The sequence below is a fragment of the Streptomyces sp. NPDC006743 genome (assembly GCF_040703815.1).
Taxonomy (GTDB): Bacteria; Actinomycetota; Actinomycetes; order Streptomycetales; family Streptomycetaceae; genus Streptomyces.
Genome location: NZ_JBEYJA010000019.1, coordinates 1 through 21,164 on the forward strand (window position 1 = coordinate 1; position 21,164 = coordinate 21,164).

The window sequence follows — 21,164 nt, forward strand, 5'->3', positions numbered from 1 at the left end:
CGCGACGCGCGCATGGCCATGCGCGCGTCGCGGGCCGTGGCACCGGGCGCCCGAGTGGACGGCGCGCGCAGTGCCGGTGAGGCGGCCGGACCGCGGGACTGGCCGGCTCAGCCGCCGCTCTTGCGCCTGAACGACCGCTGGCTCGCAGCCGGGCCGTGCGCCGCACGCACCTTGGAGGCGTCCGGGTTGGCGGCGACGTCGGCCGCGTCCGCCTGCGCACCGCGCTTGCGCGCCAGGGCTTCACGGAACTTGCGCTTCAGGTCGTAGTTGCCGTCGTCGTCGGGCGTCAGAGGGGACGTCTCGGCGCCGTCCGGCTCCGCACCTTCCGTACCTTCCGTGGTGACGGGCTCTGCGGTCATGGTGACCTCCTGGGTCCGGGGGTGGGCAAGCACAGCTTGTCATGCCGGGCGCGGTGCGGGGCGCCGGCCACCTCATCCCGCTGCCTCTTCTGCGGGTGTCCGCGGCGCCGTTGAAGGGGTTCGCCCGGTGAGTGGGAGGGCGGGAGGGGCTTCGGGCCGGCCGTGGGTGGTCGAGCCATCGGCCCGGACACGCGCTGCCAGGACGACATACCTCAGCCGTTGCGGCGTACGAGGGCGGCCCTGCGGGCCTCGGCGAGCTTGCGGGCCTCGCCGGCCTTCCGGGACCTGCCGCCGGCGCCGCGGGCGGGGTCCTTGGTGGTGCCCAGACCGCGGAACGGAGCGTTGGTGTTCTTGGGCCGGGGGACGGCGGCCCCGGCGTCGAGCGGGATGCCGACGGGAGCCCTGGCGCCGGTGATCCGGCTCAGTTCCGCCTCGCCCGAGCGCACCTTGGTGACGGTCGGCTCGATGCCGGCCCCGGCCATCATGCGGCTCGTCTCACGGAGCCGGCCCGCCGGCACGAGCGTGACCACGCTGCCGGACTCACCGGCACGGGCGGTGCGGCCGGCCCGGTGCACATAGTCCTTGGGGTCGGTGGGCGGGTCGACGTTGACGACGAGATCGAGGTCGTCGACGTGCAGGCCGCGGGCCGCCACGTCGGTCGCCACCAGAACCGTGAGCCGGCCGCTCTTGAACTGCTCCAGGGTCCGCGTGCGCTGCGGCTGGGACTTGCCGCTGTGCAGGGCCCCGGCGGGCACCCCGCAGGCCCGCAGATGGCGGGTGAGCTGGTCGACGGCGTGCTTGGTGTCGAGGAACAGCAGTACGCGGCGGTCGCGGGCGGCGATCTCCGTGGTGACGGCGTAGCGGTCGGGGCCGTGGACGACGAGAAGGTGGTGCTCCGTCGTCGAGACCGTGCCCGCGGACGGATCGACCGAGTGGACGACGGGGTCGTGGAGGTGGCGGCGGACCAACTGGTCGACGTCGCCGTCCAGAGTGGCCGAGAACAGCATCCGCTGACCGTCGGGGCGTACCTGGTCGAGCACGTCGACGACCTGCGGCAGGAATCCCAGATCGCACATCTGGTCGGCCTCGTCCAGCACGACGATCCCGACCCCTCCCAGGCGGCAGGCGTTGCGCTCGATCAGGTCGTGCAGGCGTCCGGGGGTGGCGACGAGCACCTCGGCTCCCTCGCGCAGCGCGGCGATCTGCCGGCCGATCGACAGGCCGCCGACGACCGTGGCCATCCGCAGCCGCAGCGCTTCGGCGTACGGCGCCAGCTCCTGGGCGACCTGCTGGGCCAGCTCCCGCGTGGGCACGAGGATCAGGGCGAGGGGCTGCTTCGGCCGGGCGCGCCGCCCGGCCGTACGGGTCAGCAGCGGCAGGCCGAAGGCGAGTGTCTTGCCCGATCCGGTGCGTCCGCGCCCGAGGACGTCGCGCCCCTTCAGGGCGTCGGGCAGTGTGGCGGCCTGGATCGGAAACGGTGCACGCACCCCGCGTCCGCTCAGGGTCCGCAGCACCTCCGCCGGCAGTGCGAGACCGGCGAAGGAGGGGGCCGGGGGCAGCGCCGGAGCCCCGGCCCCGGGCTGGGCGGGACCGCCGTGAGCGATGCCGGAGTCGTCGGGGTGCTTCATGAACAGCCTTCCGCAGGGAGACGTACCGAGGAAGGCCCGGCAGGATGGCTCAGCCCGCGCACGAGCGGACCCGGACCAGCAGAATCGCCCACCGCGACGACCACGCAAACGCATGACACTAACACAGGGCACGACTCACGCCGGGGACACCGGTCTTCCCGTCGGACGAGGCGGTTCCCCGGCTGCGGAGCGGCGTCAGAGAGTGAGCACGACCTTGCCCTGGTCCCAGTAGGTGCCGTGGTTCGTACGGACCGCGACTTTGCCGTCCTTGGTGAGGACGAACAGGTCGGCCTTGCCGTCGCCGCCGGCGTCACCGAACTCCAGGACACCCAGCCCGGTGCCGTCGACGAAGCGGTCCCAGCCGCCGGACCACTGCTTGCCCTGGTCCCAGTACGTGCCGTGGTTGGTCCGGACGGCGATGTTCCCGTCCGTGGTGTGCGCGATCAAGTCCGCCTTGCCGTCGCCGTCCACGTCCGCGAAGTAGAGGCGGCCCAGGTCCTTCCAGGTCACGAAGCGGTCCCAGCCGCCGGACCACTGCTTGCCCTGGTCCCAGTACGTGCCGTGGTTGGTCCGGACGGCGATGTTCCCGTCCGTGGTGTGCACGATCAAGTCCGCCTTGCGGTCGCCGTCGACGTCCGCGAAGTACAGCCGGCCCAGATCACTTCCGTCGAGGAAACGGTCCCAGCCGCCCGACCACTGCTTGCCCTGGTCCCAGTACGTGCCGTGGTTGGTCCGGACGGCGATGTTGCCGTCCGTGGTGTGCACGATCATGTCGGCCTTGCCGTCGCCGTCCACGTCCGCGAAGTAGAGGCGGCCCAGGTCCTTCCAGGTCACGAAGCGGTCCCAGCCGCCGGACATGACCTTGCCCGGGGCGAAGGTGTCACCCTGGTTGCGGTGGACGACGACGTCGCCGTTCGTACGGAGGACGACCAGGTCGGCCTTGCCGTCACCGTCGACGTCGGCCGAGTAGTCCCGGTCGCGGTTGCGGACGTCCTTCACCCAGTCCGCCAGGCCGTCGACCCGGGCATCCACCGCACCGGTCCGGGTCTCCGTCTCCCCGAGGCACCCGCCCTGCCAGGACGTGCTGTGGACGGCGGTCAGCTCGACCGCACCGCCGCTGCCGCGCAGGGCCGGGCCACCGGCGTCACCCTTGCAGACCGAGGCTCCGTCCTGACCGGTCAGCGCCACGGTGGTGCCGGCCGTGGAGTCCACCCGGAACTCACCGGTGTGCAACTGGTCCGGGACCCACTCGGTGCCGGTCCGCCCGAATCCGGCACCCAGCAGGGTCTCCCCCGTCTCGGGGGCGCCGGCGGCCAGCGCCACCGGCGTGACCGTGGTGACCGGCTCGGCGAGCCGGACCATGGCCACGTCCCGGTCGTCGCGCGGGACCACCTCGACGACGTCGAGGGTCTGTCTGCCCACGGTCGCCCTGGTCTTCAGTGCGGGCTTGCCCGGCTTGACCACGGCACCCGGGGTGGGCGCGAAACAACTCGTGGCGGTCAGCAGCCACTGCTGGTGCACCAGCGCGCCGGAGCAGGAGCGCAGGGAGTCGTCCTCGCCGATGACGAGCCGGGCGGTGAAGGCCTGGTCCCCCGCGGTCGCGGGCTTGCCCGAGAGTGCCTGCGCGGCCGGGGCCGCGCTCAGCACACCCGCGGCGACCGCCAGGACGACGCCGGCGGTCATGGCGCCGCGAGCCCGCCGGGTCCCGATTCCTGTGGTGCGCAAGGTACTTCCTCCTGGGGTTGTGTTGATCGTGCGGGTGGCGAGACGAGGTGGGCAGGCGGTCCGCCACGGTCGCGCGCCGGTCCGCCACGGTCGCGCGCCGGTCCGCCGCGAAGTGGGCAGGCCGGCGCGAGCGGTGAGGGCGCCGTCGCACCGGCCCTGCCACGCCGGCCTCGCCGACGGCTGGAAGCCGCACCTCACCGCGTTACGACGGCTGCTGTCTGGTACGGCCGCGCGGTGGCCGGGCAGGCCAGGACGGGCCGGAAACGAGGGATCGGCCGGTACCGGGCAGGCTCGGCGCCGGCGGGTGTCCTTCGGTCTCCGCCGGTGTCTGCTGGTGTCTGCAGGTGTCTGCTGGTGTCTGCAGGTGTCTGCCGTGTCTGCTGGTGTTCGGCGGCATCTCCCGGTGTTCGCCGCTGACCACGGCCGTCGGGAAGCGCCGAGGGGGCCACGTGCCCGGCTCGCCGGCCGATACCCGTCGAGATCGCCGGGGCCGGATCACTGTGCGGTCCGTACGCCGGGCCAAGGACGAGGCTCGCGGACGCGGCGCCCGGCGCCGGCGGCACCTCGCCGCGCGCCGCGGGGAGCGCGGCGAGGCGGTGACGTCCGGGCAGTCGCACGTGACCTGGGAAGACCCTGGCGCACGGGGCACCGAGGACGGGCTACTTCGAGGTCCTGATCTCCACGAGCATGTGGTCGCGGCCCTCCGGGTCCGCGGACTCGCCCACCGGCGTCCAGCTGTTCTTGCTGATCTCGTAGGACTTCTCCTCGCTGCCCACGGTCATGTCGACCGTGGTGGAGTAGTCGTTGCCCCTGATCGAGAAGACGGCGGGGATCTCCAGGGTCAGCCAGCCCTCGTTGCCGACCGTGTTGAAACAGATCTTGTCGGCCTTGTCGCGGGCCAGGAGCTCCAACTGCCCCGTTCCTGAGACGCAGTCGGCGAGCGTGATGTGGCCGTCGCCCCGCTTCAGGACGATGTTCCGCTCCGCCAGGATCTTGTCCGCCTGGGGGTAGTCGAAGTTCTCCACGGCATAGCCGGGGGCGTCCCCCGCGACCAGCGCGGCGGTGTCGGCGGCCTCCGCGGTGCCCGCACCCGAGCCCTGCGCGCCGCCGGCCACGGCGGTCCAGGCCAGCGCGCCACCGACGGCGGCGGCGAGTACCCGTACCGTGAGCCGCATTCTCCGCGACTTTCCGGCGTCGGTGCTGATTTCCTTCATCGCATCCCCAATTTCGTTGCCACCGCGCGGGCCTGAAAAACCACCGGTCCCGAAACCGGTCGCCCGAACCCGTCGCGGACAGGGGAAGCCGCACACACGGAATGAAATCCCCCCTCGCGCCCCCTCGGCGCGCTCCGCGACGCACTCTCCGAACCCCCGGTGATCGTCATCGGCTCTGGCATCCCAGCACGGCGACGCACCCACGTCCAGCGCCGTGAACTGCCCATACCCGGACATTGAAAGCAACCTCGCGGTGACCTGCGTCACGCCGGGAAAAAGCCGCAGGGGCTGACGTCATGATTTCGTCGAGAAAGGTGCCGGATCGTCACATCCTCATGATTCGGTGCACTGTTGGCGTATTGGCGGGCACAACTTCCCCGGCATTTCGAGGATGTTGATACTGTCCACGAATTGTGGCGGGGGCCGGTCCACGGATCCGCGGTCCGTCACGGCGCGAAATCCGACACGTCACCGCATCACTCGTAGAAGGGCAAGTCCCGCATGCAGACAGCTTTCTGGAGCAGACGCCGCGTCCTCGGCGCGCTCGCGGCCGCGACCGCTGTCGCCGCCACCCCCTCGGTCCTGCGGCCGGCCACCGCCGCGGCCGCCGAGACGGGAGGGGCCGACCCGGTGCCGCTGCCGGACACCGAGCGCGCCAAGGCCGTCCGCGCGTGGCTGACCGGCGGCAAGGGCGTCAAGGCCGCCGCCACCACGGCACTGTGCGGGACCGACACCGAGATCCGGACCTTCCTCGCCGAGACGCTGCCGCAGCAGACCGTGCAGGACAACCGGGTCGCGATCGTCCGCAGTCTGGACCGTGCGGGCAAGGGCCTGCGGCGTGAGGCCGTCGCCGCCCTGGACAACGGCGACGAGGCGATAGCCGGCTTCCTCTCGAAGGGCTTCGCCCCCGCCATCCTGGAGGATTTCCAGGTCGCCACCAGCATCGTCGCGTCCACCGGTGACAAGGGCGTGGTGCGCGCGGCCAACGCCGCCCTCGACACCGGCACCGAGCCGGCCCTCCTCGCCTTCCTCGCCGACAAGCAGTACGACGCGCGGCTGGAGGACACCCGGGTCCAGGTCAGCGTCATGCTGATGACGGGCGGTCCGGAGGTGCAGAAGTACGCGGACCGCGCGCTCAGCGGCACCGCGAAGGACGTCGAGTGGTTCATCGAGACCGGTCAGCACATCGCGCGCGCCCGCGACCAGGAGTCGGCGACCATCGAGGAGCTGGTGGCCGTCGTCGAGCGCGAGGGCAAGCGCGCCGAACGCGAGACGAACCTGGCCGTCGAGGCCGGGGCGCGCGCCGAGACCGCCGCCACCAAGGCCAAGGAGGCCGCCGAGAAGGCCGCCGCCGAGGCCGCCGCCGCCCAGAGCGACGTGCAGAAGTCAGGGGCCGCGGCCCGCAAGGCGGCGAGCGCGGCGAAGGGCGCGGCCGACGCCGCCCGCAACGCCGTCAACGCCTCCAACGCGGCCGTGCAGGCCTCCCGTCGCGCCTCCTGGGCCGCCGCGGGCGCCGCCCAGGCCGCCGCGAAGGCCGGCAACGCGGCCGCCCGCGCCTACAACGCCGCGATCGCCGCGTCCAAGGACGCCGGCAAGGCGCAGGACGCCAAGAACGCCGCGGTCGCCGCCCGCAACGCCGCTTCCAAGGCCCGCAGCGCCGCCGCCGCTGCCGCCAAGGCGGCCCTCGCCGGCGACGCGGCCTCGGACGCCGGCCTGGCCGCCGCCTCCGCCGCCCGCAACTCGGCCGCCGCCGCGACCGCCGCCGCCCAGGCCGCCGTCTCCGCCGGTGCCGCCCAGGCGGAGGCCGCCGAGGCCAAGCGCCAGGCCGCCATCGCCACCAGCGCCGCCAACCGCGCCACCAACGCCGCCTCCGCCGCCCAGGCCCTGGCGAGCGCCGCCGCCAAGGCGGCCCGTACCGCCCGCGACGCCGCCAACTCCGCCGCCGACCACGCCGACAAGGCCGCGGACGCCGCCGAGGAGGCCGTGAAGTACGCGGGTCAGGCCGTCGACTACGCCAACAAGTCGACCGCCCACGCCGCGGAGGCCGTGAAGGCCGCCAACACCGCCACCCAGGCCGTCAGCGACGCCCTGGAGGTCGAGAAGAACGCCCGCGCCGCCGAAGCGCAGACCCTGGAGCAGGACAAGCAGCAGGCCATCGAGGAGGCCCGGCAGCTCGCCGCCATCGAGCAGACCGAGCTCTCCGACGTCCGCGAGAAGCGGCTGATGGCGGAGCGCACCGACCAGGCGACCAAGGACCTCATCGCCAAGGCCGAACAGGCCCTGTACTCCGGCGACATGACGGCCGCCGCGACCCTGGGCCGGCAGGCCGCGGTCGCGCTGATGGACGCCCGCGGGGCCAACACCCGGCAGGCCGCCCAGCACGCCCTCGCCGGCTCCGACGACGACGTCTACGCCTGGATCGACCTCGACCGGGCCCTCGCCCAGACGCAGGACGACCGCGAGACCACCCTGCACGTGGCGACGGTCGGCGGACCGAAGGTCGCCGCGGCCGCCGCGGCCGCGCTGGAGAGCAGCGACTCCAAGGCCGTCGGCGACTTCCTCACCGGCGGCATGAAGCGCGCCTCGGACGAGGACCTGCGCGTCGCCATCAACAAGATCATCGACGATGACGCGGGCAAGGCCGTCAAGGAGGCCGCCAACAAGGCGCTCGACGAGAACACCACCGAGTCCCTCAACTACTTCTTCGACCACGACTACCCGCTGGCCGTCCAGGAGGACGACCGGGTGCGGGCCACCGAGCTGATCAACACCGCGGGCGCCTTCACCAAGGCCTACGCGGAGGTCGCGCTCGAAGGACCGGCGTGGATGCTGCGCAACTTCATCACCGTGATCCAGTACCGCACGGCGCAGCTCGACTTCGACACCGCCACCCACGTCGCCGCCATCCGCGGGGCCATCGCCGCCGCCGCGAAGATCGCGGAGAAGGCGCAGGAGGACGCGGCCCTCGCCTCGAAGGCCGCCGCCGACGCCCGCAAGGCCGCCGCCGAGGCCCAGGAGTGGGCGCAGAAGGCGCTCGACTCCGCCGCCAAGGCCGAGGACTACGCCCAGCAGGCGCGGGACAACGCCGACGCCGCCGACAAGTCGGCCGCCGACGCCCAGGCCTCCGCCGACACGGCCAAGAACGCCGCCGCCACCGCCCGCAGCGCCGCCCGCTCCGCCAACTACTCGGCCAACAAGGCCGTCGACTCGGCGCGCGCGGCACTCGCCTCCTCCGCCGCGGCCCAGCGCTCCGCCGCCGCGGCCCGCGCCGCCGAACTCGCCGCCTCCGCCGACGCGAAGGCCGCCGCCGCCGCGTACGCGCAGGCCAAGCAGATCGCCGCCGACAAGAAGCGGGCCGAGGACATCGCGAAGGCCAAGGCGGCCGCGGCCCAGGCGCAGAAGGATCGCGACGCCAAGCAGGACCCGGCCAACAGCGACAAGAACAACCAGGTCAACCCGAACGGCACCGCGGACGGTGACGCCGACGAGTGGTGGAACGACGCCCAGTTCTACGCGGACGCCGCCAACGTGATCAGCGTCGGCGCCGGGTTCCTGGCCGCCGGCTGCGCCCTCGCCGCCTTCGTCTTCCCGCCGGCCCTCGCCGCGGCCGGTTTCTTCGCCGGCGTCTCCGCGGGCGCGGGTGCCCTCGGCACCCTCTTCACGGGCATCGAGCACGGCTTCACCAGCAGCGCCTTCTGGGAGTCCGCCGCCGGCACCGGCCTGAGCCTGGTCTCCTTCGGCGCCTACAAGTGGGTCGGCGCCGCCGACAAGGCGCTCGGCGGCGGCCTCGTCAAGCCCGTCGTCAGCAAGATCACGGACACCGGTGAGGACCTGGTCTCCGGCATCACGAAGGGCCTCAGCGACCTGTGGGGCCTGGCGGCCTGATCCCGCCCGCCCTCGCTTGCGGGGCGCCGCCGTCGGGCGGCGCCCCCTTCTCCCCTCCTCTCACGGAAAGTCCCTGTCCCCATGCATGGAATACGTGGCGGGCGCGCGGCAAGGAGACGCGCCCGCTCGACGGTCCTGACCGTCCTCACCGCCCTGACCCTCCTCACGACGGCCGCGACGAGCCAGGCGGCCGAGCCGCACGCGACGGCGAAGGCCCCGTCCGCCGCCAAGTCCGCGGCGTCCGGCGCGAAGACCACCGGCACCAGCAGGTTCGCGGCAGGCTCCGGTGAGGACTGCACGCCCACCGCGCCGGGCTCCAAGGAGCGCCGCGCCGGTGCCGTCGAGTCCTGTGTGACGGTCGCCCCCGCCCCGGTGCGGGCGAAGACCCGCACCGGTGCCGCCGCACCCGCCGCCACCACCCTGGCCGCCGCCGGCAGCTGCGACCTGAGCCCCGGCAACTACAGCTACGAGCGCTTCTCGTACTGCGTGAGCGGCATCACCGTCACCTACATCCTCCGCGACAGCAACGCCCGGGAGATCGGGCGCGGCACCCTGGCGGTCTCCACCAGTGCCGGCCTCTCCCCGACCGCGACGACCTGGAACGAGCAGGTCACCGTCACCATGACCGGCGCCCAAGGCGACGTCGCCGCGCTGAACGCCAAGTTCCGCGCCTCCTGCGACGCCGGCTGCACGGCCACCAAGACCGCGCCCTGGTACGGCGGCGGCCTCACCCTCGGCCAGACCCTGACCGGCACCGTCACGTACTCCTCGCCCCAGACGGCGGGCTCCTCCGCCTCCTTCTACACGGCGTACGCGATGTACGTGACGTCCCCGGGCGCGACGGCGACCGACCCGAACGCGTCGTGGAAGAACGCGCGGCAGATCAGGTGCGACGACGCGGTCGGCGGCACGTCGGTGGCGGGCTGTGCCGTTCCCTCCGTCACGGCCGTCGTGCCGCTGAAGGCGACGAGCTCGGACGCGGGCGGCGCCGTGGCCGCCTACGGCTGGGCCCAGAAGAACCTCGACGGCGCCTGGGGGACGAAGGGCCGCCCGCTGACCCGGTCGACGAGCGGTGTGGCCGCCCGCACCGCCGCCACCTGCACGGGCTTCACGGCCCAGACCGATCTCGTCGACGCCGACAGTTGCGGCGACTTCCCGTTCGGTGAGGCGAAGGAGGGCGGCACCGCCGGCAGCCAGTGCGTCCAGGTGATCCCCAACCTCGGCAACGGCGAATGGGACACCTACATCCTGAACGACGGTCATGCCCTGGACCGTTCCGCACCCTGCGTGCAGGCCCACGTCACGCCCACCGAGAAGCAGTTCGCCGACACCCAGCTCGCCGGCGGCTTCGCGGACCAGCGGGTGATCGACGCCGACCAGTTCGAGCTGACGGTCTCGACGCCGGACACGGGACCGCAGGCCAGCTGCCTGAACGACCCGCCGCCGGCCGGCGCGCTTCCCAACGGCGACGGCTGGTTCAAGAACACCACCGAGCCTGTTCCGCTCGTCAACCAGACCGACCCGGCGGGCGGGCCCGGACAGCGGCCGGCCCAGGCGCAGGCGTGCCTGGGGCGGGGCACCGGCAAGGGGACCGGAACCAGCGACCCCATCACCGGCATGAAGGACGCGGAGGCGTTCAAGAAGGCGAACAACGTCACCTATCAGCTGGTCCGGTGCCATCTCATCGCGAACATCCTCGGCGGACAGGGCACGAGTGCGCTCACCCGCTACAACCTCGTCCCCTGCTGGCAGTCGGGGATGAACACGGGTACGCCCAGCATGCGGACGTTCGAGACCAAGGCGCAGGACCTGATCAAGGGCCCCATCGCCGCTTTCGGAGCGAACGACGCGCTCTTCTACCAGGTGACGCCCGTCTACAAGGACGCTAACAGCACCATCCCGACGGGTGTCACGATGAACGCGACGATCCAGCGGGCGGACGGGACGACCGAGGAACTGTTCCCCAACGTCTACGTCACCAACACCTACCAGAACACCGGATCGCTCAACCTGGGTAACTGACCCGCCCAGTCAGCGCCAACGGGAGCCTGCATGAGTTTCACCACCCCACCGCGGCCGTTCGACGTCACCGCGCTCTTCCCTCAACTGGCCCCGCTGGCGCGCACCGCGACCCGGCTGCACCCGCGGCCGGCGTCGCCGACCGTGCACGACAGCTCAGTCGGCGGGCCGCTGCTGTGGCCCGCCGACGAGCCCTGGCCGCACTGCGACGAGCCGCACGACCGGCACGCGGCGCCGGTGGTCCACTCCCCGGACGACGTCCGGCTCCTGCGCCGCGACCTCGCCGCGGCGACCGAGCGGCTGCGCCTCGACCCGGAGGCACCCGAGGTCACCCCCGAGGAGCGGGAGAACTGGGAGCGGATCAAGGGGGGCCGCCCGTGGTTCGACGGCCCGGTCCCTCTTCTTCCCGTCGCCCAGCTCCACGCCCGCGACGTCCCCTTCCCGCGCCCCGCCGACGCGGACCTCCTCCAGGTCCTGTGGTGCCCCTTCGACCACGCGGAACACCCCCACCCCCGGACCGCGCTCTTCTGGCGCTCCGCCGCCACCGTCACCGACGTCCTCGACGCGCCGCCCGAGCCGCCGGTCGTCCAGTCCGCGCACTACCTCCCGGAGCCGTGCCTGTTCTCACCGGAGCAGGTCACCGAATATCCCCACCCCAGGGAGCTGGACAAGGAGATCCGGGACCAGTTGGACGACTTCAGCCGCTGGGAGACGATCGATCCCGCGCGGTACGCCACGTACGCGTACGACCCCGGCGAGCTCTACCTCGGCAGCCTCTCCACCGCCCCCGGCTGGAAGACGGGAGGCTGGTCCCGCTGGGACCCCACCGACCCCGTCGACCGCGCCTGCCCCGAGTGCGGCACCGAGGAGGTCCCGCTCCTCACCATCGCCTCCTCGGAATGGGACGGCATCGGCAAGTCCTGGATCCCCGAGGAGGAACCGGCGAACCCGGCCCCGCCTCCGCTCGGCGCCCGGGACGGCAACTTCACCTTGATCGACATCGTCGGCGGCTACAACCTCCAGCTCCACGCCTGTCCCGCCGACCCGGCCCACCCCCACATCGAACTGGTCCAGTGACCGGCACGAGCCCGTAGCGGACCTGCCGAGCGGGAGCCGGGCGTCTGGGGCGGGCGGGGCGGCGGGAGGCGTCTGCCACTCGGAGCCAGGTTCCGCCCCGGCCCGCCCGCGCCGTACAGCGAAGGCGCACTGGTACGCCTCGCACCGCCGCGCGTCCCCCGCCGGGCCGCCGCCCAGGTCGAACACGGGGTCCGCCGATAGAATGTGACCGGGCCGGCCGCCGGCTCACGCGACGGGGAAAGGTGCCGTCATGACCGGACGCATCAGCTACCGGAGGATCTACGAGGACGCGTCGCCGCGGGACGGCAAGCGGGTGCTCGTCGACCGGCTGTGGCCCCGTGGCGTGAGCAAGCAGGACGCCCGGCTCGACGAGTGGCTGCGGGACGTCGCCCCCTCCACCGATCTGCGCCGCTGGTACCACCACGACCCCGACCGCTTCGCCGAGTTCCGCCGCCGTTACCTCTCGGAACTGGACGACCCCGACCACCACCCGGCCGTCGAACGCCTGCACGACCTGCTGGCCCATGACGACGTCACCCTGCTCACCGCGACCAAGGACGTGGACCGCAGTGAGGCCGCGGTGCTCGCCGGCCGGCTGAACGGTGCGGACCGCCACGGCTCGTGACTGTGAGCCGTGGGGCGGGTCCGGATCCGTCGTGCGGACGGGCCCGCGACGTCCCCCGCAGGCGCCCGCGCGCCGGAAGACCATGACCACGCGTCACCGTGCACACCGAGCCTGGAGGCATGCTTCGTGGCCGAGTCACAGTCCGTGATCGCCCCGCCCGCCCGCTCCGCGCTGTTCCTCGTCTGCACCCTCGCCTCCGGCGGCGAGACGGCCGTCCGCGACCTGCTCCCGGACGTGGCCGGACTGAAGCGGTCGGTGGGGTTCCGGGCGCCGGACGACGCGCTCACCTGCGTCGTCGGCATCGGCTCCACCGCCTGGGACCGCCTCTTCGACGGGCCGCGCCCGCGCGACCTGCACCCGTTCGTGCCGCTGACCGGCGGCCGCCACCACGCCCCCTCCACCCCGGGCGACCTGCTGTTCCACCTGCGGGCCCGGCGCATGGACCTCTGTTTCGAACTGGCCCAGCTGATCGGCGAACGCCTGCGCGGCGCCGCCACCGTGGTGGACGAGGTGCACGGCTTCAAGTCCTTCGACGAACGCGACCTGCTCGGCTTCGTCGACGGCAGCGAGAACCCGGAGGGCCGGCCGGCCGCCGACGCCGTCCTCGTCGGTGAGGAGGACCCCGGTTTCGCCGGTGGCAGCTACGTCATCGTCCAGAAGTACCTGCACGACCTCCCCGCCTGGAAGGCGCTGCCCACCGAGGAGCAGGAGAGGGTCATCGGCCGCTCGAAGGCGGACAACGTCGAGATGCCCGACGACGTCAAACCCGCCGACTCCCATGTCGCCCTCACCACGATCACCGGCGAGGACGGCACCGAACACAAGATCGTCCGGGACAACATGCCCTTCGGGCGGGTCGGGGCGGGCGAGTTCGGCACGTACTTCATCGGGTACGCGCGCACGCCCGCCGTGACCGAGCGGATGCTGCGGAACATGTTCCTCGGCGACCGGCCCGGCGTGCACGACCGGATCCTCGACTTCTCCACCGCGGTCACCGGCTGCCTCTTCCACGTGCCCACCGCCGACTTCCTCGACGATCCGCCGCTCGCGCCCGGGGCCGCCGCCTCGGTCCCGGAGGGCTCCCTGCGCATCGGCAGTCCCGAAGAAGGCTGATCACAGACCCACGCCTCCCGTGACGAGCAGCCTCCACCGCGCACTCACGCCTGTCACGGCCCAGGCGTGCGCCCGGACTCCCGCCCGGTGGCCGCTTGCCGGCCGAGCCGGGCCGGCCGGGGCGCGCCCGGCAGGGGACGCGGGCGTCGAGGCTGCCGGACTCGCGTGCCGTGCGCCGGGCAGGACGGTCGCGCGGGGCGGCCGCCCGGCCGCGTGCCACGGGGTCAGGCCGGCGTCCGGCACCTTCGTTTCCGGTGCCCCGCCGACGCCGACTGAGAGTGCGCGGGCACGGGTACCCGGTGGCCCGTCCTGTCGGCCTCGGGGCGAAGGGATTGTGGCCATGGCTGACGACACGAGCGGCTCCGTCCGTGAGGAGGCGCGGCCCGCGGACCCCCAGGCACGGGCCTACGCGGACCCGGCCCCGGTGGGCCTCGCCGGGTTCGCGCTCACCACGCTGCTGCTGTCCATCATCAACACCGGCCTCCTCAAGGAGGGCGGGGCGATCCTCCCGGTGCTCGCCGTCGCGGCGTTCTACGGCGGCATCGCGCAGTTCGTCGCGGGACTGTTCGAATTCCGGCGCGGCAACACCTTCGGCGCGACGGCGTTCATGTCCTACGGCGCCTTCTGGCTGACCTACTGGTGGCTCGTGCAGCACCTCGCCGTCGCCGGGGACGTGCACAACGCCCTCGGGCTCTACCTGCTCGGCTGGGGCATCTTCACCGCCTACATGGCGGTGGCCGCGCTGCGGGTGAGCCTCGCCGTGCTGGCGGTGCTGGTGCTGCTCACGCTCACCTACGTCTTCCTGGCCGTCGGGTCGTTCCAGGGCGGGGCGCCGCCGCAGGTGATGACCCAGATCGGCGGCTGGTTCGGCATCGTGACCGGGCTCACCGCCTGGTACGCCTCGGCGGCCGCCGTCATCAACGCCACGCACCGGCGGACGCTGCTGCCGACCGGCCCTCGCTGAGAATCGGCCCCCGGCCGGGCGCACGGCGGTGCCGGAACCTCGGCCGGGGCGCGCCGGAGGCGGTGCGCAAGGGGCATGGCCCGGGTAGGGGGCCCGGCCCCGGGGTGCAGGACGGCCTGTGCACCGGCCCGGACGCGGGGCCCGGCCAGGCCGCGGGAAGGCACGGCCCGGACCCGGGGCCGGCCAGGGCGTACGACGGAACTGATCCCTGATCCCGGTACGCGGGGGCCGAGCAGGGACCGAGCGGGGACCGAGCCGGAGTGCCCGCGGCGGCACCGCGCCGGTGCACCCCGCGGCCCCGCGGTGCACCGGTCCGGCCGGGCGCACCGCGCGCCTACGCCCCCGCCTCCGCGCCGTCGGTGACGGACCCCGCCGCCACCGGCCGGCCCGCGACCGGCGGTGCGCCGGCCGGCTGCTGCTCCCCCGCCGTAGAGCGGGTCCCCTCCCTGGACGGGTCCCCCTCCGTGGAGCGGTTCCCCTCGGTGGGGCGGTCCCCCTCCTGCGGCTCTCCCCCTGGACGCTCCCCCGCCCGCTGTTCGCCCTGGCGCTGCTGCTGGGCGAACTGCGTGCGGTACAGCTGCGCGTAGCGGCCGTCCGCCGCCAGGAGTTCGTCGTGCGTGCCGCGTTCGACGACCGTGCCCGCCTCCACGACGAGGATGAGGTCGGCCGCGCGCACCGTGGACAGCCGGTGGGCGATCACCACCGCGGTGCGGTCCGCCAGAGCCTCGGTCAGGGCCTCCTGGACCGCCGCCTCCGAGGTGTTGTCGAGGTGCGCGGTGGCCTCGTCGAGGATGACGACCCGCTGGCGGGCCAGCAGCAGCCGGGCGATCGTCATCCGCTGGCGCTCCCCGCCGGACAGCCGGTAGCCGCGTTCGCCGACGACGGTGTCCAGGCCGTCCGGCAGCGAGCGGACGAGGTCGTCGAGGCGGGAGCGGCGCAGGGCGTCCCACAGTTCTCCGTCGGTGGCGTCGGGGCGGGCCAGCAGCAGGTTGGCGCGCACGGAGTCGTGGAAGAGGTGGCCGTCCTGGGTGACCATGCCGAGGGTGGCGCGCAGGGTGGCGGCGCTCAGGTCGCGCACGTCGACGCCGCCGATGCGCACGGCGCCCTCGTCGACGTCGTACAGGCGCGGCAGCAGTTGGGCGATGGTCGACTTGCCAGCGCCGGAGGATCCCACGAGGGCGACGGTCTGTCCGGGTTCGGCGCGGAAGGAGACGCCGTGCAGGACCTCGGCGCCGCCCCGGGTGTCCAGGCTCGCGACCTCCTCCAGGGAGGCGAGGGAGACCTTGTCGGCGGACGGGTAGCCGAAGCGGACACCGTCGAACTCCACCGCGACCGGGCCCTCGGGCACCTCGCGGGCGTCCGGCTTCTCCTGGATGAGCGGCTGGAGATCGAGGATCTCGAAGACCCGTTCGAAACTGACGAGGGCGCTCATCACCTCCACGCGCGCCCCGGCGAGCGCGGTGAGCGGCGCGTACAGGCGGGTCAGCAGCAGGGCGAGGGAGACGACGGCGCCCGGCTCCAGGGTGCCGCGCAGGGCGAACCAGCCGCCGAGCCCGTAGACCAGGGCCAGGGCGAGGGAGGAGACGAGGGTCAGGGCGGTGATGAAGGCGGACTGGGCGGTCGCCGTGCGGATGCCGATGTCGCGGACCCGGCGGGCGCGGGCGGCGAACTCCGCCGATTCCTGCTCGGGGCGGCCGAAGAGCTTGACGAGGGTGGCGCCAGGGGCCGAGAACCGCTCGGTCATACGGGTGCCCATCGCCGCGTTGAGGGTGGCCGCCTCGCGCTGCATGCGGGCCATGCGGCTGCCCATCCGGCGGGCCGGGATCACGAACACCGGCAGCAGCACGAGGGCGAGCAGGGTGATCTGCCAGGACAGGGTGAGCATCACGGCGAGCGTGAGCAGCAGCGTGACCACGTTGCTCACCACTCCGGACAGGGTGTTGCTGAAGGCGCGCTGGGCGCCGATGACGTCGTTGTTGAGGCGGGAGACGAGCGCGCCGGTGCGGGTGCGGGTGAAGAAGGCGACGGGCATGCGCTGCACGTGGTCGAAGACCGCGGTGCGCAGGTCGAGGATGAGTCCTTCGCCGAGGGTCGCGGACAGGCGTCTGCCGAGGATGCCGAGCGCCGCCTCGGCCACCGCGATGGCCGCGATCAGCAGGGCGAGGCGGACGACGGTGGCCCGGTCGCCGTGCGAGACGATCGCGTCGACGACTCGTCCGGCGAGGACCGGGGTGGCCACGGCGAGCAGGGCGGTCACCACTCCGAGGGCGACGAAGCGGGCGATGCGGCGGCGGTGGGGGCGGGCGAAGGCACCGATGCGGCGCAGCGTCTCGCGGGCGAAGGGGCGGCGCTCCTGCTGGGCGTTCATCACGCTGTGCAGCTGCGTCCAGGCGGTGGTCTCCATACTCATGGAGGAGAACCTAGGACCTCGAGCAACGTTGAGGTCAACACCGGGCCGCGGGGGGGGTGGGGCGCACGGGCGCGCCCGGGACGCCGACCGGATGGCTCCCGGGCTCCGGCGGCGTGCGCCCCGTGCGCCGGTCAGGTACGAACTACCCTTGCGCATGGGGCAGGATGAGCGGTCGCGCATCCGAAAATCGAGCAGGTGATCACGTGACGCAGCATCGCCCACGGCCGTGGACGGCCACCCATCGTGCAGACGCTCTGCGCGGAGGCGGCCGGTGAACCGCGCCGTGACTCTGGACGATCTGGTCCTCGCCGGGATCTCGGTGGCGGCGGGGGTGGCGGTGGCCTTCCTGTCGCGCACGCTGCTGCTCTGGCTGGCCCGGCACGCCAAGCGGACCCGCTGGAGCGGTGACGACGTCATCGTGGACGCGCTGCGCACGGTGGTGCCGTGGGCGGCCATCGCGGGCGGCGCGGCCGGCGCGGCGGCGGTCCTGCCGCTGACCCGGGCCGCCCGGCACCATGTGCACCAGGCGCTGACCGTGTTCCTGATCCTGGTGGTGACGCTCTCCGCGGCGCGGGTGATCGCGGGGCTGGTGCGGACGGTCACGCAGTCCCGTTCGGGGGTGGCCGGGTCGGCCACGATCTTCGTCAACATCACCCGGATACTGGTGCTGGCGATCGGTTTCCTGGTGATGCTCCAGACGCTGGGCATCTCCATCGCCCCGCTGCTCACCGCCCTGGGCGTGGGCGGTCTCGCGGTCGCGCTGGCTCTGCAGGACACCCTCGCCAACCTGTTCGCCGGGGTCCACATACTCGCCTCCAAGACGGTGCAGCCGGGTGACTACATCCGGCTGAGCACCGGCGAGGAGGGCTATGTGGAGGACATCAACTGGCGTCAGACGACGGTGCGCCAGCTCTCCAACAACCTGGTCGTCATCCCCAACGGGCAGCTCGCCAAGACGAACATGACCAACTTCACCCGGCCCGAGCAGCGGCTGACGATCCTGGTGCAGGCGGGCGTGGGCTACGACAGCGACCTGGAGCACGTCGAACGGGTGACGCTGGAGGTGGTCGCCGAGGTGATGCACGAGATCACCGGGGCGCTCCCGGAGCACGAGCCCGCCCTGCGCTTCCACACCTTCGGGGACTCGCGGATCGGCTTCACCGTGATCCTCGGCGTAGGCGAGTTCAGCGACCAGTACCGGATCAAGCACGAGTTCATCAAACGGCTGCACCGGCGTTACCGCCGGGAGGGCATCAGCATCCCGGCCCCGACCCGGACGGTGGCGCTCCAGCAGAGCCCCGTGGTCATACCGCAGCCACGCGGCGCGGGGGACGGCGCGGTCTCGGCGTAGGAACCGGATCGGGACGGGTTCCCGCACACGGACCGGATCCGGACGGGTGCCCGCACCGGCCGGGTCCGGGGTGGGTGGGACACGTTCCGGTCGGGTGCCGTGCGGGCGGGATCCGGCCCGTCGGCCGTGGGGCGGCCGGATCCGGCGTGGACCCCTGTCGAGCCGAGGCCGATCACGAGATATCTTGATGTCGAGCAATGTTGCAGACGTGGAGCGGAGCACCCGGTGACTGACTCGACCATCATCTACACACACACTGACGAGGCCCCGGCCCTGGCGACGTATTCCTTCCTGCCGGTGGTCCGGGCGTACGCCTCGCAGGCGAGTGTGGCTGTGGAGACCCGTGACATCTCGCTGGCCGGGCGCATCATCGCGGTGTTCCCTGAGTACCTGAACGAGGACCAGCGGATCCCCGACGCGCTGTCCGAGCTGGGCGAGCTGGCCAAGACGCCCGAGGCCAACATCATCAAGCTGCCGAACATCTCGGCGTCGATCCCACAGCTCAAGGCCGCCGTCGCCGAGCTGCAGGGCCAGGGCTACGCGCTGCCGGACTACCCGGACGACCCGAAGACCGACGAGGAGCGCGAGATCCGCGCCCGCTACGACAAGGTCAAGGGATCCGCGGTCAACCCGGTCCTGCGCGAGGGCAACTCCGACCGCCGCGCCCCGGCCTCGGTGAAGAACTACGCAAAGACCCACCCGCACCGCATGGGTGCCTGGACCGGCGAGTCCAAGACGAACGTGGCGACCATGGGCGTCGACGACTTCCGCTCCACCGAGAAGTCCGTCGTCATCGCCGAGGACGGCGCGCTGCGCATCGAGCTGAAGGGCGACGACGGCTCCACCACGGTGCTGCGCGAGTCGGTGCCGGTACTCAAGGGCGAGGTCGTCGACGCTTCCGTGATGCGGGTGGCCGCGCTGCGCGAGTTCCTCACCGCGCAGGTGGCCCGGGCCAAGGCGGAGGGCGTGCTGTTCTCCGTGCACCTGAAGGCCACGATGATGAAGGTCTCCGACCCGATCATCTTCGGTCACGTGGTGCGCGCCTTCTTCCCGAAGACGTTCGCGAAGTACGGCGAGACGTTCGCCGCGGCCGGCCTGACCCCGAACGACGGTCTGGGCGGCATCTTCAAGGGCCTGGAGAGCCTGCCCGAGGGCGCCGAGATCAAGGCGTCCTTCGACGCCGAGCTGGCCGAGGGCCCGGAGCTGGCCATGGTCGACTCCGACAAGGGCATCACCAACCTGCACGTGCCCTCCGACGTGATCGTGGACGCCTCCATGCCGGCCATGATCCGCACCTCGGGCCACATGTGGGGCCCCGACGGCCAGGAGCACGACACCCTCGCCGTCCTGCCGGACTCCTCCTACGCGGGCGTCTACCAGGCCGTCCTCGACGACTGCCGCGCCAACGGGGCCTACGACCCGTCCACCATGGGTTCCGTCCCGAACGTCGGTCTGATGGCGCAGAAGGCCGAGGAGTACGGCAGCCACGACAAGACGTTCGAGATCCCGGTCACCGGCACGGTCCGCCTCGTGGACCAGGCCGGCGAGGTCGTGATCGAGCAGGCCGTCTCGGCCGGTGACATCTTCCGCGCCTGCCAGACCAAGGACGCCCCGATCAGGGACTGGGTGAAGCTGGCCGTCACCCGCGCCCGCGCCACCGGCGACCCGGCCGTCTTCTGGCTGGACGCGACCCGCGCGCACGACGCCAACCTGATCGCCAAGGTCGAGCAGTACCTGCCGGAGCACGACACCGAGGGCCTGGAGATCAAGATCCTCTCCCCGGTGGAGGCGACCAAGCTGTCGGTGGAGCGCATCCGCCGCGGCGAGAACACCATCTCCGTCACCGGCAACGTGCTGCGCGACTACCTGACCGACCTGTTCCCGATCCTGGAGCTGGGCACCAGCGCCAAGATGCTGTCGGTGGTCCCGCTGATGGCGGGCGGCGGCCTCTTCGAGACCGGCGCCGGCGGTTCCGCGCCCAAGCACGTGCAGCAGCTGGTCAAGGAGAACTACCTGCGCTGGGACTCCCTGGGCGAGTTCTTCGCGCTGGTGCCGTCCTTCGAGCAGTACGCCGAGGCCACCGGCAACACCCGGGCCAAGGTCCTCGCCGACACCCTCGACCGCGCCACGGCGACCTTCCTCAACGAGGACAAGTCCCCGACCCGTCGCGTCGGCGGCATCGACAACCGCGGCAGCCACTTCTACCTGTCCCTGTACTGGGCGCAGGAGCTGGCCCGGCAGACCGACGACGCCGCCCTCGCCAAGGCGTTCGCGCCGCTGGCCGAGGCCCTCGCGGCGAACGAGCAGAAGATCGTCGACGAGCTGATCGCCGCCCAGGGCAAGCCGGTGGACATCGGCGGCTACTACCAGCCCGACCCGGCCAAGGCCGCCGAGGTGATGCGTCCGTCGGCCACCTGGAACGAGACGCTGGCGACCCTCGGCTGACCCGGCTGACACCTTGGACCTGACGGTCCGCCCGCTCCGCCCCGGCCCGCACCACGCGGTCCGGGGCGGAGCCGTCTGCGGCACCCGTACGAAGCGCACCGGGACGGCCGACGCGGTCCGGTCCGCCGGGAGCGGCACGTCCGTCACCGCCCCGCGCTGACGGACGTGCCGCGCGCCGGGACCACGGGCACGGGAGCGGACACCGGCAGCACCGGCAGCACCGGCACGCGAGCGGACACCGGGAGCGATACGGCCGCCGGGAGCGAGGCGGTCGCCGAACCGGCCGCGGCGCCGTCGGCTCAGGCGGCGCGCGCCGTCACCGGCCCCGGCGCCCGGCGCCACCGGTGTC

Annotated in this window: 13 protein-coding genes; 8 read left to right on the forward strand and 5 right to left on the reverse strand. The window is 72.8% G+C overall.

Annotated features, from left to right (window positions below):
- Positions 1 to 107 precede the first annotated feature (107 nt).
- The 4 genes from ABZ719_RS17670 to ABZ719_RS17685 all read right to left on the reverse strand — a co-directional run bounded on the left by ABZ719_RS17670 (position 108) and on the right by ABZ719_RS17685 (position 4,887).
- A complete protein-coding gene (locus tag ABZ719_RS17670; protein WP_366726086.1) occupies positions 108 to 359 on the reverse strand; it encodes a DUF5302 domain-containing protein in 252 nt (83 codons plus the stop codon).
- A gap of 212 nt (positions 360 to 571) precedes the next feature.
- Positions 572 to 1,987 carry a DEAD/DEAH box helicase gene (locus ABZ719_RS17675; RefSeq protein ID WP_366726087.1) on the reverse strand — a complete coding sequence of 472 codons (1,416 nt, stop codon included), beginning with the start codon at positions 1,985 to 1,987 and terminating at the stop codon, positions 572 to 574.
- 195 nt (positions 1,988 to 2,182) lie between these two features.
- Positions 2,183 to 3,712 (reverse strand): FG-GAP-like repeat-containing protein, encoded by a 1,530-nt coding sequence (locus tag ABZ719_RS17680; RefSeq protein WP_366726088.1) that lies wholly within the window; start codon positions 3,710 to 3,712, stop codon positions 2,183 to 2,185.
- 659 nt (positions 3,713 to 4,371) lie between these two features.
- Positions 4,372 to 4,887: a hypothetical protein gene (locus ABZ719_RS17685; protein WP_366726089.1), complete on the reverse strand. Its 516-nt coding sequence runs from the start codon at positions 4,885 to 4,887 to the stop codon at positions 4,372 to 4,374.
- Between the two features lie 540 nt (positions 4,888 to 5,427).
- Between ABZ719_RS17685 and ABZ719_RS17690 the strand changes: the two genes are divergently transcribed.
- The 6 genes from ABZ719_RS17690 to ABZ719_RS17715 all read left to right on the forward strand — a co-directional run bounded on the left by ABZ719_RS17690 (position 5,428) and on the right by ABZ719_RS17715 (position 14,609).
- Positions 5,428 to 8,811, forward strand: a complete 3,384-nt coding sequence (locus ABZ719_RS17690) for an ALF repeat-containing protein (RefSeq protein ID WP_366726090.1) — start codon at positions 5,428 to 5,430, stop codon at positions 8,809 to 8,811.
- Positions 8,812 to 8,892: 81 nt separating this feature from the next.
- Positions 8,893 to 10,833, forward strand: a complete 1,941-nt coding sequence (locus ABZ719_RS17695; protein WP_366726091.1) for a DNA/RNA non-specific endonuclease — start codon at positions 8,893 to 8,895, stop codon at positions 10,831 to 10,833.
- A 30-nt stretch (positions 10,834 to 10,863) separates the two neighbouring features.
- Positions 10,864 to 11,907, forward strand: a complete 1,044-nt coding sequence (locus ABZ719_RS17700; protein ID WP_366726092.1) for a hypothetical protein — start codon at positions 10,864 to 10,866, stop codon at positions 11,905 to 11,907.
- A 250-nt stretch (positions 11,908 to 12,157) separates the two neighbouring features.
- A complete protein-coding gene (locus ABZ719_RS17705) occupies positions 12,158 to 12,532 on the forward strand; it encodes a DUF488 family protein (protein ID WP_366726093.1) in 375 nt (124 codons plus the stop codon).
- 126 nt (positions 12,533 to 12,658) lie between these two features.
- Positions 12,659 to 13,645: a Dyp-type peroxidase gene (locus ABZ719_RS17710; protein WP_366726094.1), complete on the forward strand. Its 987-nt coding sequence runs from the start codon at positions 12,659 to 12,661 to the stop codon at positions 13,643 to 13,645.
- Between the two features lie 340 nt (positions 13,646 to 13,985).
- Complete coding sequence (locus ABZ719_RS17715) at positions 13,986 to 14,609, forward strand: acetate uptake transporter (protein WP_366726095.1); 624 nt, start codon at positions 13,986 to 13,988, stop codon at positions 14,607 to 14,609.
- A gap of 334 nt (positions 14,610 to 14,943) precedes the next feature.
- On the opposite strand, the gene ABZ719_RS17720 is transcribed toward ABZ719_RS17715, so the two are convergent.
- Complete coding sequence (locus ABZ719_RS17720) at positions 14,944 to 17,019, reverse strand: ABC transporter ATP-binding protein (protein WP_366726096.1); 2,076 nt, start codon at positions 17,017 to 17,019, stop codon at positions 14,944 to 14,946.
- Positions 17,020 to 17,290: 271 nt separating this feature from the next.
- On the opposite strand from ABZ719_RS17720, the gene ABZ719_RS17725 reads away from it, so the two are divergent.
- A complete protein-coding gene (locus ABZ719_RS17725; protein ID WP_037862230.1) occupies positions 17,291 to 18,370 on the forward strand; it encodes a mechanosensitive ion channel family protein in 1,080 nt (359 codons plus the stop codon).
- Between the two features lie 225 nt (positions 18,371 to 18,595).
- Positions 18,596 to 20,815 carry an NADP-dependent isocitrate dehydrogenase gene (locus ABZ719_RS17730; RefSeq protein WP_366726097.1) on the forward strand — a complete coding sequence of 740 codons (2,220 nt, stop codon included), beginning with the start codon at positions 18,596 to 18,598 and terminating at the stop codon, positions 20,813 to 20,815.
- The last annotated feature ends 349 nt before the right edge of the window (positions 20,816 to 21,164 follow it).